Annotated in this window: 13 protein-coding genes; 7 read left to right on the forward strand and 6 right to left on the reverse strand. The window is 65.2% G+C overall.

All coding sequences use genetic code 11. The features are described from left to right. The 5 genes from H8A95_RS35125 to H8A95_RS35145 form a co-directional block, all read left to right on the forward strand. The coding region (locus H8A95_RS35125) for a tetratricopeptide repeat protein (protein WP_229187297.1) at positions 1–607 on the forward strand (607 nt) is incomplete at its 5' end. Positions 608–743: 136 nt separating this feature from the next. Beyond that, on the forward strand, positions 744–1391 hold the full coding sequence (locus tag H8A95_RS35130) for an OmpA family protein (protein ID WP_229187298.1): 648 nt from the start codon (positions 744–746) through the stop codon (positions 1389–1391). A gap of 261 nt (positions 1392–1652) precedes the next feature. Then, a complete protein-coding gene (locus H8A95_RS35135) occupies positions 1653–2570 on the forward strand; it encodes an efflux RND transporter periplasmic adaptor subunit (RefSeq protein ID WP_229187299.1) in 918 nt (305 codons plus the stop codon). A 13-nt stretch (positions 2571–2583) separates the two neighbouring features. Next, a complete protein-coding gene (locus H8A95_RS35140; protein WP_229187300.1) occupies positions 2584–5736 on the forward strand; it encodes an efflux RND transporter permease subunit in 3153 nt (1050 codons plus the stop codon). Between the two features lie 87 nt (positions 5737–5823). After that, on the forward strand, positions 5824–6231 hold the full coding sequence (locus tag H8A95_RS35145) for a nuclear transport factor 2 family protein (RefSeq protein ID WP_229187301.1): 408 nt from the start codon (positions 5824–5826) through the stop codon (positions 6229–6231). A gap of 100 nt (positions 6232–6331) precedes the next feature. On the opposite strand, the gene H8A95_RS35150 is transcribed toward H8A95_RS35145, so the two are convergent. Genes H8A95_RS35150 through H8A95_RS35170 form a run of 5 tightly spaced genes read right to left on the reverse strand, consistent with a single transcriptional unit; the run spans position 6332 to position 12094 of the window. Next, positions 6332–6967 (reverse strand): pyridoxamine 5'-phosphate oxidase family protein, encoded by a 636-nt coding sequence (locus H8A95_RS35150; RefSeq protein ID WP_229187302.1) that lies wholly within the window; start codon positions 6965–6967, stop codon positions 6332–6334. Positions 6968–6991: 24 nt separating this feature from the next. Beyond that, entirely contained in the window at positions 6992–8689 is a 1698-nt protein-coding gene (locus H8A95_RS35155; RefSeq protein WP_229187303.1) for a dipeptide ABC transporter ATP-binding protein, read from the reverse strand. Continuing rightward, entirely contained in the window at positions 8686–9519 is an 834-nt protein-coding gene (locus H8A95_RS35160; RefSeq protein ID WP_229187304.1) for an ABC transporter permease, read from the reverse strand. Before H8A95_RS35160 ends, H8A95_RS35155 begins: the two co-directional genes overlap by 4 nt. After that, positions 9519–10520 (reverse strand): ABC transporter permease, encoded by a 1002-nt coding sequence (locus H8A95_RS35165; protein ID WP_229187305.1) that lies wholly within the window; start codon positions 10518–10520, stop codon positions 9519–9521. Before H8A95_RS35165 ends, H8A95_RS35160 begins: the two co-directional genes overlap by 1 nt. Continuing rightward, positions 10517–12094: an ABC transporter substrate-binding protein gene (locus H8A95_RS35170; protein WP_229187306.1), complete on the reverse strand. Its 1578-nt coding sequence runs from the start codon at positions 12092–12094 to the stop codon at positions 10517–10519. The genes H8A95_RS35165 and H8A95_RS35170 overlap by 4 nt, the downstream gene beginning before the upstream one ends. A gap of 186 nt (positions 12095–12280) precedes the next feature. On the opposite strand from H8A95_RS35170, the gene H8A95_RS35175 reads away from it, so the two are divergent. Beyond that, positions 12281–13141: an AraC family transcriptional regulator gene (locus H8A95_RS35175; protein ID WP_229187307.1), complete on the forward strand. Its 861-nt coding sequence runs from the start codon at positions 12281–12283 to the stop codon at positions 13139–13141. A gap of 306 nt (positions 13142–13447) precedes the next feature. On the opposite strand, the gene H8A95_RS35180 is transcribed toward H8A95_RS35175, so the two are convergent. Further along, positions 13448–14122: a Crp/Fnr family transcriptional regulator gene (locus tag H8A95_RS35180; RefSeq protein WP_229187308.1), complete on the reverse strand. Its 675-nt coding sequence runs from the start codon at positions 14120–14122 to the stop codon at positions 13448–13450. A gap of 212 nt (positions 14123–14334) precedes the next feature. Between H8A95_RS35180 and H8A95_RS35185 the strand changes: the two genes are divergently transcribed. Continuing rightward, positions 14335–16236, forward strand: a 1902-nt coding sequence (locus H8A95_RS35185) for an AsmA family protein (protein ID WP_229187309.1), incomplete at its 3' end; no start/stop codon positions are given.

Here is a 16236-nt window from a genome sequence, read left to right on the forward strand (position 1 = left end):
TTCACCGCCGCCCGCGCCAAAGGGACCCGAGATCGCCCTGCCGCCCCCCGCGCCTCCGCCGCCGGTGGCGATCCAGCCCACGCCGGCCCCGAGCAATTCGCCCGTGCTCGCCGATGATCCGACCATCAAGAGCTTGAGCGACAAACTGGACAAGAACCCCGACGACGCGGCCGCGCTGTATCGCCGCGGGCAGGTCTATGCCAGCAAGGGTGCCTATGACCTCGCGGTGAAGGACTTCACCAATTCGCTGCGGCTGAACCCGAAGGATGTCGAGGCCTATAACAACCGCTGCTGGGTCCGCACCGTGATGGGCGACCTGCAGGCGGCGCTGAAGGACTGCAACGAGGCCCTGCGACTGCGCCCGAATTTCGTCGACGCACTAGACAGCCGCGGCCTGATGAACCTGAAGGGCGGCCAGAACAAGAACGCCATCGCCGATTTCGACGCCGCGCTGAAGATCAACCCGCGGCTGACCTCGTCGCTGTACGGCCGCGGGCTCGCCAAGAAGCGCAACGGCGCGGTCGCGGAAGGCGACCTCGACATCGCCAACGCCAGGGCGATGGACCCGAACATCGTCAAGGAATTCGCCGACTACGGCGTGCAGTGACAAATCGATCAAGGCCGCCCCGGCCTCGAACCGCCGCTGGACTAGCGCGACTAATCAGAGGGTGCGCGCCGGGCCGCAACGCCCGCGATCTGAAGAGTTGCATGGAACCGCGCCAGCCTGCGCAGGAGGGACCGAAATGTTCAAGCCGTCGGCAAAGGCCGCGATCCTTTCAATCATGACCGCCTGCGCCGCCCTGTCGTTCGGCATGGCGGCCGCCCGCGCTGGTGACGTTACCGAGGATCAGATCATCAAGGCGCTGACGCCGGAGAAGAAGCCGCTGACCCGCGGCCTTTCGGTCGGCCCGCAGACCTCGCCCGGGCTGAACGCCGACCAGGCCAAATTCATGCAGAGCGTCCGCGGCCGCGCCACGCGCTCGCTGTCCTCGACTGAGCGCGAGGAAATCGCGACCATCGTCCAGGACAAGCCGAAGATCGATCTCGAGATCAACTTCGACTACAACTCCGCCGACATCAGCGCGAAGTCGCTGCCCTCGGTGCAGGCGCTTGGCCGCGCCCTTACCAATCAGGACCTGAAGGGCTCGACCTTCGTGGTCGCCGGCCACACCGACGCCGCCGGCGGCGAGGACTACAATCAGGGCCTCTCGGAGCGCCGCGCCGACGCCATCAAGCGCTATCTGGTCGATAAATATGGCATCAACGGCACCGATCTCGTCACCGTCGGCTATGGCAAGAGCAAGCTGAAGGACCCCGGCCACCCGCTGGCGGACGTCAACCGGCGCGTGCAGGTCGTGAACGTGGAGAACAAGGACACGGCCTCCAAGTGATCCAGTCCAAGTGATCCAGATGTGATGGGCGGTGGCGTGGCCGCTTTTTGAGGTTACAATGCGTCCCGCACCCCCGGCGGGGCGCATTTGCTTTGGGGCCGACGCCCAAAGCTGCCCACAGGTGACCCGCCTCACATGACGTCAGGGCATGATCCGGAACAATGGACACCGGCCTTCCGCATGCTCAAGGGAATACGATGGCGAGCGTGATGAGACTTCGACGAGCGCACATGACGCGCCAAGTTCTGGATTGATCAGGCGATGAATTTCTCCCAGTACCTCAAGCCTGCGCTCGGCACGGTGGTCTTCCTCGCATTGGCTATCGCTTATTACGCGTTCGAGCACCGCTCCCATCCCGAGGAGAAGGAGACGCCGGGCCAGGCGCTGGTCGTGGTGACGAAGTCGACCAATGCCTGCTTCTCCGACATGGTCCGCGTCACCGGCTTCATCGTGCCGCGCCGCGAGGCGCAGGTGAATGTCGACCAGGACGGCTCCAAGGTCACGGACGTGCTGGTCCGCGAGGGCGATATCGTGACCGAGAACCAGGAACTGGCGCGGCTGACCCCGCCGCCGCAACAGGCCGCCCAGGCCAATGCCAAGCCGATCGTGCTGCGCGCGCCGGCAGCCGGCCTCGTCACCGAGGTGCGCACCGCGCCCGGCGCGCCGGCCTCGCCGCAGGCGCCCCCGATGTTCAAGATCTCCATCGGCAACGAGATCGAGCTCGACGCCGAGGTGCCGGGCTTCCAGCTCCTGAAGCTCAATCCCGGCGCCAATGTGCGGATCAGCCGCGACGATGCGCCCGACATGGTCGGCAAGGTCCGCCAGATCTCGCCGCAGATCGACCGCGCCACCCAGCTCGGGCACGTCCGCATTACCATCAACAACAATCCGACCTTGAAGGTCGGCATGTTCGCGCGCGCCAATATCGACGCCAAGCGCTCCTGCGGCGTCGCGGTGCCGCGCACCGCGATCGACCGCCTGACCTTGCAGGTCGTGAAGGGCAACACCGTCGAGACCCGCAGGGTGCGCGTCGGGCTGACCTCCGACACCTCGACCGAAATCCTTGAAGGCCTCGACGTCGGCGAAATCGTCGTGGCCGATGCTGGCACCTCGCTGCATGACGGCGACCAGATCAAGACCATGTTCGCCGACGAACTCGATCGCACGCGATCACGGTAATTCGGGCACGCTAATGGCTTTGAACATCTCGGCATGGTCGATCCGGAACCCGCTTCCCTCGATCGTCTTCTCCATCATCCTGCTCGTGCTGGGCTGGGTCTCGTTCACCAAGCTCGCGGTGACGCGGCTGCCGAGCGCCGACATTCCGGTGATCTCGGTCGCGGTCTCGCAATTCGGTGCCGCCCCCTCGGAACTTGAGTCGCAGGTCACCAAGACCATCGAAGACGGCGTCTCCGGCGTCGAGGGCGTGCGCCATATCTCCTCCTCGATCACCGACGGCCTGTCGGTGACCACGATCCAGTTTGCGCTCGAAACCAACACCGACCGCGCGCTCAACGACGTCAAGGACGCGGTGACGCGGGTGCGCGCCAACCTGCCGCAGAACGTCACCGAGCCGTTGATCCAGCGCGTCGACGTGATCGGCCTGCCGATCGTGACCTATGCGGCGATCTCGCCCGGCAAGACGCCGGAGCAGCTGTCTTACTTCGTCGACGACGTCGTCAAGCGTGCGCTGCAGGGCGTGCGCGGCGTCGCCCAGGTCGAGCGCATCGGCGGTGTCGAGCGCGAGATCCTGGTTTCGCTCGATCCCGACAAGCTGCAGGCGGTGGGCCTCACCGCGGTCAATGTCAGTCAGATCCTGCGCGGCACCAATGTCGACGTCGCCGGCGGCCGCGCCGAGATCGGCAAGAACGACCAGGCGATCCGCACCCTCGCCGGCGCCAAGACGCTGAACGAGCTCGCCGGCACCATGATTCCGCTGTTCGGCGGCGGCGAGATCCGGCTCGACGATCTCGGCACCGTCACCGACACCATCGCCGATCGCCGCACCTTCGCGCGTTTCAACGGCGAGCCTGTCGTGGCGCTCGGCATCAAGCGCTCCAAGGGCGCCAGCGACGTCGTCGTCGCGGCCGCGGTGCAGAAACGCATCGACGCGCTGAAAATTGCCTATCCCGACGTCGACCTCAAGCTGATCGACACTTCGGTCGAATTCACCAAGGGCAACTACGAAGCTGCGATCTCGACCTTGTTCGAGGGCGCGATCCTCGCCGTCATCATCGTGCTGCTGTTCCTCCGCGACATGCGCGCCACGATCATCGCGGCGGTCTCGCTGCCGCTGTCGATCTTCCCGGCATTCTGGGCGATGGACCTGCTCGGCTTCTCGCTGAACCTGGTCTCCTTCCTCGCCATCACGCTGTCGACCGGCATTCTGGTCGACGACGCCATCGTCGAGATCGAGAACATCGTCCGCCACATGCGGATGGGCAAGACGCCGTATCGTGCCGCGCTCGAAGCAGCCGACGAGATCGGCCTTGCCGTGATCGCGATCTCGCTCACCATCATCGCGATCTTCGCGCCCGCGAGCTTCATGTCGGGGATCGCCGGGCAGTTCTTCAAGCAGTTCGGCATCACCGTGTCGGTGCAGGTGTTCTTCTCGCTGCTCGCGGCGCGCTTCGTGACGCCGATGCTCGCCGCCTATTTCCTCAAGCACCATGACCACGACGATCCGCCGCCCGGCCGCATCCTGCGCACCTATCACAGCCTGGTCACCTGGTCGGTGAAGCACCATTACATCACCGTGCTGGTCGGCTTTGCGGTGTTCGCGGCGTCGATCTGGAGCATCACGCTGCTGCCGCAGGGCTTCCTGCCGGCGCAGGACACCGCGCGCTCGCTGCTGGCGATGGAGCTGCCGCCCGGCTCGCAGCTCGCCTACACCGAGAAGGTCACCGAGGAGATCGTGGCGCGCTTGCGCAAGCGGCCCGAGGTGAGGAGCGTGTTCGTCGACGGCGGCCGCGTGCCGCCGGGCATCCAGGAGGTGCGCCGCGCCGCGCTGATCATCAACTACACGCCGAAGGCCGACCGCAGGATCACCCAGCGCGAGCTCGAACTGTCGATCGGCAAGGAGCTCGATAACGTCCCCGATATCAGGTTCTGGTTCCTCGACGAGAACGGCCTGCGCGCCATTTCGCTGGTCGTGACCGGCACCGACAGCAACATCGTCAACAACGTCGCCAGCGAGCTGGCGACGCAGATGAAGCGGATCCCGATCATCGCCAACGTGATCTCGGAGACCGCGCTCGACCGGCCCGAGCTGCGCATCCGCCCCCGCGCCGAGCTTGCGGCGCGGCTCGGCGTCTCGACCGAGAGCCTGTCGCAGACCATCCGTGTTGCCACCATCGGCGATGTCGGCCCGGCGCTGGCCAAGTTCGACGCCGGCGAACGCCAGGTGCCGATCCGCGTCCAGCTCGAGGACAATGCGCGCAGCGACCTGCAGATGCTGGAGCAGCTGCGGGTGCCGCTCGGCCAGCGCGGCGAACGCGGCGGCGTGCCGCTGTCCGTCGTCGCCGACATCCAGCTCGACCAGGGCCCGACCAGCATCAACCGCTACGACCGCGAGCGGCAGGCCACCGTCGCCGCCGACCTCGTCGGCAATGCCGCGCTCGGCGATGCCACCAAGCTGATCTACGATTTGCCGGTCATGAAGAGCCTGCCGAAGGGTGTGAAGGTCAGCCCGTCCGGCGACGCCGAGAGCCTCGCTGAACTCTCCGACGGCTTCGCCACCGCGATCACCGCCGGCCTGATGATGGTCTACGCCGTGCTGGTGCTGCTGTTCGGCACCTTCCTGCAGCCGATCACCATCCTGTTCTCGCTGCCGCTCTCGATCGGCGGTGCGATCGGCGCACTGCTGCTGACCGGCAAGCAGCTCACGACGCCCGTGTGGATCGGCATCCTGATGCTGATGGGCATCGTCACCAAGAACGCCATCATGTTGGTGGAGTTCGCGGTGGAGGCGATCCGCGACGGCAAGGCGCGCGAGGAAGCGATGATCGACGCCGGCATGAAGCGCGCCCGCCCGATCGTGATGACCACGATCGCGATGGCCGCCGGCATGATGCCGTCGGCACTGGCGTTCGGCGCCGGCGGCGAATTCCGCTCGCCGATGGCGCTCGCGGTGATCGGCGGCCTGATCTTCTCGACCGTGCTGTCGCTGGTGTTCGTGCCGGCGATGTTCATGGTGATGGACGACATCGGCGGCCTGATCTGGCGCTTCGGCAAGCGGCTCGTGGTCTCACATGCCGACCACGAGCTGACCCCGAGCGAGCCGAAGTCCGACGAGAGCAAGCGGCCGCCTGGCCCGCCGAGCGTGATCTCGCCCGCCGCGGAGTAAGCGCGGCTACCCTTCCGAAAGTTGTGCGCCGATCGCACTCGCGGCGTGGTAGAGTACCTGCCTTTCAGAAGGAGAGGAGGGCTCCCAATGGCAGACCGTGAAGCAATGCAGCGCTTGGTCACCCAGGCTTACGCCGCTCGCGGCAAGGGTGAAATTGATTCATTGATGGAAACGTTTGGTTCTGATTCGCGTTTCGAGCTGGTCGGTGACAAGAAGGCCCTTCATTTGACCGGCGTCGTCGAAGGGCATGCGAATGTCAGGCATGCGCTGGCGCAGTACATCGCGGCCTTCGAGTTCATGGATCGCAAGATCACCAGCTTTCTTGTCGACGGCGATCGGGCCGCCGTCCATTCGACCATCACCGTTCGCTTTATTCCGAAGAACATCACCTTCACCGCGGATGTTCTTGATCTCTTCAGGTTCGAAAATGGCAAGATCGCTGAACTCGTCGAGTTCACCGATACGGCTCTTCTGAAGCAAGTAACGTCACCCTAGCGGTCGCACCTGCCTGTGAGACCGGGCCCCCTGCGGTCGATGGCGACCGCAGGGGCGCCGCGCGTTGCACGCGGCAAACTCCCGCTCCGGTGCCACGTTCCTAGTAGAGCCGCGTGCGATAGGCTTCTTCCATCGCCTTCTCGGCGACCTCGACCTCGATCGCGGCGGTCTGCTCGGCGATGATCCGGCCGAGCGTCGGGAAACTGTGGCGCTCAACCTGCGCCGCCGGATTCCAGAGCTTCGAGCGCATCAGCGCCTTGCCGCAATGGAAGTAGGTTTCATCGACATGCACCTTGAGGCCGATGATCGGGGTGACGTTCTGCACCGTCAGCGGCGTCAGGAGGTCCGGCTCCTGCGAAATCTCCGCCCGCCCGTTGATGCGCAGCGTCTCATTGATGCCGGGCACCATGAAGATCAAGCCGATTCCGGGCGACGCGATGATATTGCCGAACGTATCGACACGGTTGTTGCCGCGCCGGTCCGGGATCAGCAGCGTCTTGTCGTCGAGCACGGCGACGAAGCCCGGCGCATCGCCGCGCGGGCTGGCGTCGGCGTGGCCCTTGCCGTCGCTGGAGGCGATGACCAGGAACGGCGACAGCGCGATGAAGTCGCGGCAGAACCTGTCGAGATGGTGGAGCACCTTCTTCTCGGCAAGCGGGCTCACTTGCCCGAAATGCCCACGAAGATCCTCTTGCGACTTGACCGGCGGCTTGCCGCCTGCGCCCTCGTGACCCATAGCGAACCTCCATTTTTTGTTAATCTATACCGCGTCGATGCCTGATTCGATCCCTGCTATGTGGCGTGCGTCGGCCGCAAAGCCCGGCTGGTCGAAGAAGTCGCGGCCTGGAATCGCATCGAGCAGGTCCCGCGTGTAGGCCTGTCGCGGCGCGGTGAAGACCTCGGCCGTGGTGCCTTCCTCGACGATTTGCCCCCTCTGCAACACGATGACGCGGTCGGCGATCTCCGCGGCAATTCGCAGATCATGGGTGATGAAGATCATCGCCAGCCGCATCTCCCGACGCAGCTCGGCGAGCAGCGCCAGCACCTGGGCCTGCACCGAGACGTCGAGCGCCGACACCGCCTCGTCGGCAATCAAGACCCGTGGCTTCAATGCCAGCGCCCGCGCGATGCAGATACGCTGGCGCTGGCCGCCGGAGAATTCGTGCGGGTAACGGCCCGCGGCGGTCTCCGACAATCCGACCCGCACCAGCAGCTTCCTCGCCTGCGCCATCGCCTCGGCGCGCGAGGTGCCATAGGCCATCGGGCCGCGCGCGATGGCATCGCCGACCTTCTGGCGCGGATCGAGGCTGGCAAACGGATCCTGGAACACGATCTGGAGCTGCCGCCGCGCCTGGCGCAACGCCTCGCCGCGCGGCTGCCGGAGATCAGCACCGCCGAAGCGGATGGCGCCGGCATCCGGCTCGGTCAGCCGCATGATCATGCGCCCGAGCGTCGATTTTCCGGAGCCGGATTCGCCGACGACGGCGAGTGTCTCACCCTCGTGCAGGGTCAGCGAGATGCCATCGGCGGCGAGCACCTCGCGCGGCGGCTGCAACCAGCCGCGCTTGACCCGAAAGGTCTTTTGCAGGCCGACGACCTCCAGCAGCGGCTCCGGCCGTACGATGGTGGCACGGATATCCGCAAGCCGCGCCTTCGGCACCGCATCGATCAATTCGCGCGTGTAGGCTGCTTGCGGATTGCGCAGCACGTCGCTGGCCGTGCCCTGCTCGACCACCTTGCCGTGGCGCAGCACCACGACGCGATCGGCGACGTCGGCGACGACGCCGAAATCATGGGTGATCAGCAACACGCCCATGCCGCGCTCGCGCCGGAGATCGTCGATCAGGCGCAGGATCTGGCGCTGGGTCGTGACATCGAGCGCGGTGGTCGGCTCATCCGCGATCAAAAGCGCGGGCCGGTTGGCCATTGCCATTGCGATCATCACGCGCTGGCGCTGGCCGCCGGACAGCTCGAACGGGTAGCTCTTTTCCAGCAGCTCGGGGTTCGGCAGCCCGACCTGCGTCAGCAGCGTCTGCACCCGCTCACGGACCGCCGCCATCGCGGGCGCGGGCCGCTGGTGCGCCAGGATCATCTCCTCGACCTGCTTGCCGACCCGCTTCAGCGGGTTAAGCGAGGACAACGGCTCCTGAAAGATCATTGCCGCATTGCCGCCGCGCAGCTTTCTCAAGCCGCGGCCGTCGAGCTTCGACGGATCCTGCCCCGCGACCGTCACGGTGCCGGACACGACATCGACGCCGCGCGGCAACAGTTGCAGCACCGCATGGGCGATCATCGACTTGCCGGAGCCGGATTCGCCGACCAGGCAGACCACCTCGTTCGGCTTGATCTCGAAGGAGACGTTCTCGACCGCGAAGGGCCGGTCGCCGCCCTTGGGCAGTGCGATCGAGAGGCCGTCGACCGCAAGAACCGGCGCGCTGGGCTGCAAGGCTTCGCTCATGAGCGACGCCTCGAGACCCGCGGGTTGAGGACATCGGACAATCCCTCGCCGAACAAATTGATCGCCAGCACGGTGAGAAGGATGGCAAGGCCGGGAAACACGCTCATCCACCACGCATTCCGGATCACGGTGCGCCCTGCGCCGATCATGAAGCCCCACGACATCAAATTGGGATCGCCGAGCCCCATGAAGGACAGCGCGCTCTCCAGCAGGATCGCGGTTGCGACCGTCAGCGAGGTCACGACCAGGATCGGCGAGATCGCATTCGGCAGGATGTGGCCGAGCACGATGCGCCAGGTGCGCTCGCCCTGGCACAGCGCGGCCTCGACGAATTCGCGGTGCCGCAGCCGCAGGAATTCCGCGCGGGTCAGCCGCGCCAGCGGCGGCCAGCTCACCGCCCCGATGGTCAGGATGATCGTGAGCAGCGACGGATTGAAGGTCGCGACCAGCAGGATGGCCAGCACGAAGGCCGGAATGGTCTGGAACAATTCCGTCATCCGCATCAGCACCAGATCGACCTTGCCGCCGAAATAGCCGGAGATCGCACCGATCACGACACCGATCGCCATCGCCGCGAGCGCCGACGCGATGCCGATCAGGAGCGAAACACGCGCCCCATAGGCGACCCCAGCCGCGACATCGCGGCCGAGCGTATCGCCACCAAGCCACAGCCCGTCCTCGCCGGGCGGCGTGAAGGGCGCACCGACCATTTCCCATGGCGAGACCGGAAACACCATCGGCGCGATGATCGCCACGACGACGACGACGAGCAGCAGGACGAGGCCGATCATGCCGCTGGGATGACGCAGGAAGGCGCGCACCGTCTCCATCAGGCCGCCCCCGTGGTCATGCGCGGATCGATCAGCCGGTAGACAAGGTCGGTCAAAAGGTTGAGCGCGATCACGACGATCGAGAGGATCAGGAAGATGCCGAGCAGGACCGGATAGTCGCGCTGCAGCAGCGCCTCGAAGGTGAGGCGACCGAGGCCGGGCCAGGCGAACACCGTCTCGATCACCACGGCGCCGCCGACCAGCGCACCGGCCTGCATGCCGGCGACGGTGACAACAGGCACCAGCGCATTGCGCAGCATGTGGCCGACGACGATGCGCGTTCCGGACAAGCCCTTGGCGCGCGCCGTCTTGATGAAATCCTGCTGGGCGACCTCGATGATCGAGGATCGCATCAGCCGCGCATAGATCGCCAGATAGATCGCCGCCAGCGAGGTGACCGGCATGATCATGTGCTTCATGATGTCGAGCGCGTGCTCGATCGGCGAAAGCTGGACGTTGATGGTCTCGTAGCCGAACGGCGGCAGCCAGCCGAGCGTCACCGAGAACACCAGCACCAGCATCAAGCCGAGCCAGAACACCGGCGTCGCATAGAGCACGAGCGAGAGCACGGTGAACACCGTGTCGAGCACGCTGCCCGCCGCGAGCCCCGCCAGTGCACCGAGCGCGGTGCCGATCACGAGCGCGAGACAGAACGCCGTGACCGTCAGCAACAGCGTCGCCGGAAGCCGTTCGAGGATCAGATCGACGACGGGGCGGCGCTGCCGATAGGAATAGCCGAGATCGAGCCTGACGACGCGGCCGAGGTGGCTCACGAGCTGCACGAAATACGGCTTGTCGAGCCCATACTCCTTGCGCAGATCGTCGAGCAGCTTCGGATCGGACGCACCGGATTGCCCGGCCATGACCTGCGCCGGGTCGCCGGGGGCGGCCCGCACCAGCACGAAGTTGAACGTCGCGATGACGAGGATCACGGCCACGAGCTGTGCGATGCGGCTGATCGCCTGGAGCCCGATCGCCGCTGCGCTCCCGAGTGGCGTCACGATTTGTAGACCGACCCGAAGGTTTCGTGCGATCCGATGCCCGTCGTCACGATGTTCTTGAACGCCTTGTCGTAGATGATGGGATATTCGATCTCGAGCGTCCAGGCCACCGGCACATCCTCGACCAGGATCTGCTGCACCTTGCTATAGAGCTCCTGGCGCCTGGCCGCATCGAGTGTGATTGCCGCCTCGTCGAACAGTTTGTCGACCTCGGGATTCGAGTAGCCTTGCGTGTTCGAGAACAGGATGCCCTTCTTGATGTTCGACGAGATATAGGTGCGCGCGACGCCGAGCGCGGGATCGCCGAGCTGGTAGAGCAGGTTCTGGGTCATCTCATAGTCCCAGTTGCCGACCTTCTCGGCCCAGCCGGCCATGTCGGTGCCGACCAGCACGAGGTCGATGCCGACGCGTGCAAAGCTCTGCCGGAAGAATTCGCCGGCGCGTTGATAGGACTCGCCATAGGGCGGCACGATATACTTGATCTCGGCCCGCTTGCCGTTGGCGCCAGGCTTCAGTCCCATGTCGTCGAGCAGCGCCTTGGCCTTGTCGACCGAGAACTCGTAGCGCTTCACGTTCGGATCGTAGAACCGCGTCTTCGACGAGATCGGCCCGGTCGCGACCTTGGCGTTGCCGAAATAAACCCGCTTGCTGAATGCCTCGCGATCGATCAGGTGCATCACGGCCTGTCGGAACCGCTTGTCGTTCATCGGCGCGATGCGGTTGTTCATCTCCAGCCACTGATGCGGCGCGAAATACTCGTAGCCCTTGGTGGTGAATTCGAGGTTCTTCTGCGCCTTGAAGCGCTGCACGTCATAGAATTCGACATCGGACCATTGCACGAGCTGCACCGTGCCGTTCTCGAGCGCGAGCGCGCGCGACGCCGCATCAGGAATCACCCGGTAGACGATCTCGTCGAGATAAGGCTGATCCTTCAGATAGTAGCCGTCGTGACGGACGAGATGAACATGCGAGCCGCGCACCCATTCCTTCAGCTTGAAGGGGCCGGTGCCGATCGCCTTGTCGTTCTTCGGATTCTTGCGATAGTCGGTGCCGTCGTAGATGTGCTTGGGTACGATCGGCGCGGAGGTGCAGTCGAAGCAGCCGATGAACGGCGCGAACGGCTGCTTCAGCTTGAACACGACGGTGAGCGGATCGGGAGCTTCGGCCGATGCCACGCGGGAGAAATTCTGCCGTGCGCGCGGATGGGTCTCCACCAAGAGCTTCATGCAGCTGAAGACCACGTCCTCCGAGGTCATCGGCTTGCCGTCGTGGAAGGTGATGCCCGGAAACAGCTTGAATGTGTAGGTCAGGCCGTCGGGCGAAATCTCCCAGGACTGCGCCATGCCGGGCATCGGCTTGAGGTCGGCGCCGTATTTCAGCAGGCCTTCATAGATCTTGCCGCCGAGCGTCAAGGTCGGCTGCTGCTGGTTCAGCGCGGTCACCAGAACCGGCGGCTCGGGCTGGATGATGGTGTTGAGCGTTCCACCGCGGGTCTGGCCCGCCGCCCGCGTGATGCCGAACGGGATGGCTGCACCGCAGGCCAGCATCGCCTTGGTGAATTCGCGTCTGTTCATCGGACCTCTCCGTCGCCGCGCGTCAGGCATTCGATTTCGGCGAATGTCGCGGGGTGAGGCATTGTTGCCAAATGCCATATCCCGCGCTACCTGAATGGGGACAACAACCATCGCGATCGGGCCAACTGGCCCGGAAGATGCATGAGCACCCTGCGAAAACGACGATCGATCAGGAGCTCACGACACTTGAAAGTCGCGGCGCGACGAAATGACACCATCGGCTTGCGCGTTTGCCGCAAGCAATCCGGTCCGGTAGCGGCAGCGCATTACGCAGGACAGTTGCAACAGGTCGAACGGCCGCTCGCGGCAATGGCGGCCTCCTATCCGAACGAAAGCACGAGCGCGCGACACACGCATCGACGCGATCAATTCATCCTGCAGACCGCAGGCGTGACCTCGATGATGACCGAGCGCGGTCATTTCGTCGTACCGCCCGGCCACGGTCTGTGGATTCCGGCCGGCGTTGCGCACCAGTCGCGCGCATGGGGCGAGGTCGAGATCCAGACCGTCTATGTCACGCCGGATCGCATCAGGGATGCTCCGGCGACGTGCCGCCTGATCAGGGTCTCCGCGCTGGTTGAGGCGCTGATGGAAGAAGCCGTGCACATGCCGACCCGTTACGACCCGGAAGGGCGCGACGGCCGGCTGGTCGATTTCCTGCTGGATGAGATCGGCAGGATGCCCGAAGTATCGCTGCATGTGCAGGTGCCGCCCGATCCGCGGCTCGCCGCGATCTGCGAAGCGGTGCTGGTCGATCCGAGCTCCGATCTCACGCTCGATGAATGGGCCGATCGTTGCCAGCTCAGCCGCCGGACGCTGACGCGTTTGTTCCGGCGCGAGACCGGACAGAGTTTTGCGGCCTGGCGTCAGCGGGTGCGGCTGCTCGAAGCACTGGCGCGGCTCGGCGCCGGCGAGGCCGTCACCTGCGTTGCGCTCGACGTCGGTTATGACAGCCCGAGCGCCTTCGCCGCGATGTTCAAGCGCGAGCTCGGCGCCGCGCCGCGCCAATATCTGCGCTGGGCCGATCCAGAAGTGGTGTTGAGGTAGGCGCGCTCGCGCCGCGCAGCTTCCGGAACGCAAAACCCCTGCGGTCAACGGGAAAGACCGCAGGGGTTTGCAGGTGGATGGCGTGAGGCCAGCAAGGCTGGGTGTCACCCCAAGGACCGGCGCGCCGATGAAAGCGATACCGGCCTCGTCATGCAAGCAAGTCTTTTAGGCAGGAGTGCGTCAACATTCGCAGGCAAAGCGCGCGAGAGAATCAAATCCTCGCGCGCGCGTTGCATGTGATCCGATTGGATTCTTGTTTGACGCGTTTCTTTGCGGGAACCGACGTCCACTTCGCTCGATAATGCCCTAATCGTTCCGTGCCACCGCGGTCAGCTTGGTCATGTTGTGCAGCATGATCCGCCCGCGTTGCAGGTCGACGATGCCGTCCTTGCGCCAGGTCTGCAGTTGCCGGTTGACGCTTTCGCGCGCGGCACCGACGAAGATGCCGAGCTGTTCCTGCGAGATGTGCACCTCGGAACCGAAATCCTCGGCCAGCGCGCACAGCCGGCGCGCGAGGCGAACCGGTAAGGGCTGCAGCACGGATTCTTCCATCCGTTCGCTCTGCCAGCGGATGCGCTGGCACAGCAATTCGATCAGGCGGACCGCGACCTTCGGCTCGCGCTCGAGGAAGCCCAGGAAATCCTCCCGCCGCAGGACGAACAATTCGGTGGGCTCGCCCGCGGTCGCATCCGCGGTGCGCTCCTGTCCGTCGAGGACGGCGACTTCGCCGAACAGATCTCCGGACCCCATGAAGTTGAGCGTGAGCCGGCTGCCGTCGGAGGCACCGGTCTCGATGCGCACCTGGCCGCGGCGGACCCCAAACAGGGCGTCGCCGGGATCGCCTTTCTGGAACAGCACCTCGCCGGAGGCGAGCTGCTGGGTGTGGCAGAGGCCCGAAAGCCGCGCCAATTCGTCCGCACCGAGATCGGCGAACATAGGGTTCATTTTCAGAATGACCGCAAATTCGGCCTGTTTGCTCATTGTATTGCCTTCCAAATCCTTCCGAGCGGTCCCCTGACGCCCGGTTAGCAACAATCACCCTCATAAGAGTGTGTGAGAGGTCACATAAGTTCATGCTGGTAACGGATTATTTTTCCGGCCGTTGGAGCGAGGTCCCATTTGCGGGATAATCTCGCGCGATCGGCCGTGCCGTTTCGCGGCGGAACCCTGTCTGCCCGGCCTGGAATATCGAGATGAGAGCACTGAAATTCGCCGGGGCCGCCGTCGCTGCCGTGATCGTGATCATCGCGCTGGTGGCCGCGGTCGGGATCCCCTCCTCCTTCCTCACGTCGGCCATCACCGAGCGGGTCGAGCGTGAGACCGGCTACAAGCTCACGATCAATGGCGGCGCCAAGGTTGGTCTCTGGCCGACCGTCAATCTGACGCTCAGCGACGTCGTTTTGCAGGACCCGCGGGAGCGCGAGGCCGACAACCGGTTCGCGGCCGATCGGGTCGAAGCCGAGTTGACGCTGTCGAGCCTGTGGTCGGGCCGGCCTGAGATTACCGACCTCGCGATCGTCAAGCCGGTGGTCAATCTGCCGCTGCAACGCGAGCGCACCCGCGACCACAATCCGCCGGCGAAGTCTTCCGCGTCCGACAATGGCGGCATCACGATCCGGCATGTCGGCATCACCGGCGGCACCATCGTGTTCGCCAATGTGCGCGACCGGGTCGAGAACCGGATCGAGACGCTCAACGCCGATGCGACGATCGGCGGCGACCGCAAGATCGTCATCACGGGCGACGCCCGCACGAGCGACAAGCCGCTGAAGTTCGAGATCCGCGCGACCGCGCCGCAAGGGCCGCAGGACCATCAGAGCGTGCCTGCCGAATTCAACATCGATGCGCTCGGCCTGTTGCCTGCGGCGATCAAGGCGACTGCCGAGCTGCGCTTGAACGGCACGGTGCTGATGTTCAACGGCGTGTCCGGCACGCTCGGCGATGGCGGCTTCACCGGCTGGGCCTCGGTCGATTTCGCCAGCAACAAGCCGCTGGTGAAGCTCGATCTCGACTTCCAGCGCATTGCAATCGCGATGACGCCGAGCCCGTCCGACACGGCGCAGCCGCTCGGCACCAACACTTGGAGCAACGCGTCGATCGATCTCAATGGGCTCAACTACGTCGACGCGCAGGCGCGCATCTCGACGCCGGAGCTCGTGATCGGCGACGGCCGCTTCGCACAGGCGGCGATCGATGCCTCGATCGACAGCGGCGTGCTGAAGGGAAAGCTCGCCAATCTCGGCGCCTATGACGGCACCGCCAATGGCGACGTCACGATCGACGCGCGAGCCGCGAATCCGACCTATGCGCTGCGGCTCGATCTCGCCGGCGTGCGCGCGTTGCCGGTGCTGAAGAGCCTCGCCGAGTTCGACAAGCTCGACGGCAAGATGCAGGCGAAGATCGCGCTGACCTCGCAAGGCACCAGCGAGCGGGCCATCGTCGGCAATCTCGGCGGCACCGCTTTCGTCGTATTCCAGGACGGCAAGATCCTCGGCCTCAACGTCGCGCAGATGATCCGCAACCTCACCACCGGCACCTTGTCGGGCTGGCAGCAGGGCCAGGAATTGTCGACCGATCTCAGCCAGCTCTCGGCCTCGTTCAAGGTCGACAAGGGCCAGGCCGTCACCACCGATCTCAATTTGATCGGCCCGCTGGTGAAGATGACCGGGGTCGGCACCATCGATCTCAACACCCGCCAGATCGGGTTCCGGGTCGAACCGCAGCTCGTGATGACCACCGAAGGCCAGGGCCGCGCCGGCAATCCGGTCGGCCTCGGCATCCCCGTGATGCTCGAGGGCCCCTGGGCCTCCCCGCGAATCTATCCGGAGATGCAGGGCATCCTCGACAATCCAGAGGCCGCCTATGCCAAGCTCAAGGAGATGGGCAAGGGCCTGTTCGGCGCGAACGGCCAAGGCCTGACTCAGGGCCTCAACGGGCTGGGAAACCTGCTCAACGGTGTGCAGGGCGGCGCAACCGGCCCACAGCCCGGCAGCAGCGGCCAGGCTCCTCCCGGCGCTGCCGCCGGCCAGAACAACCCGCTCGGCGGGCAACTCGGTGACACCATCGGGAACCTGCTGCAGCAGGGCCTCTCCACC

It is taken from the genome of Bradyrhizobium oropedii (assembly GCF_020889685.1).
GTDB classification, from domain to species: domain Bacteria; phylum Pseudomonadota; class Alphaproteobacteria; order Rhizobiales; family Xanthobacteraceae; genus Bradyrhizobium; species Bradyrhizobium oropedii.

Coding starts and splice junctions, on each gene's coding strand:
- H8A95_RS35130 (WP_229187298.1), top strand. CDS start 744: ATGTTCAAGCCGTCGGCAAAGGCCGCGATCCTTTCAATCATGACCGCC.
- H8A95_RS35135 (WP_229187299.1), top strand. CDS start 1,653: ATGAATTTCTCCCAGTACCTCAAGCCTGCGCTCGGCACGGTGGTCTTC.
- H8A95_RS35140 (WP_229187300.1), top strand. CDS start 2,584: ATGGCTTTGAACATCTCGGCATGGTCGATCCGGAACCCGCTTCCCTCG.
- H8A95_RS35145 (WP_229187301.1), top strand. CDS start 5,824: ATGGCAGACCGTGAAGCAATGCAGCGCTTGGTCACCCAGGCTTACGCC.
- H8A95_RS35150 (WP_229187302.1), bottom strand. CDS start 6,967: ATGGGTCACGAGGGCGCAGGCGGCAAGCCGCCGGTCAAGTCGCAAGAG.
- H8A95_RS35155 (WP_229187303.1), bottom strand. CDS start 8,689: ATGAGCGAAGCCTTGCAGCCCAGCGCGCCGGTTCTTGCGGTCGACGGC.
- H8A95_RS35160 (WP_229187304.1), bottom strand. CDS start 9,519: ATGGAGACGGTGCGCGCCTTCCTGCGTCATCCCAGCGGCATGATCGGC.
- H8A95_RS35170 (WP_229187306.1), bottom strand. CDS start 12,094: ATGAACAGACGCGAATTCACCAAGGCGATGCTGGCCTGCGGTGCAGCC.
- H8A95_RS35180 (WP_229187308.1), bottom strand. CDS start 14,122: ATGAGCAAACAGGCCGAATTTGCGGTCATTCTGAAAATGAACCCTATG.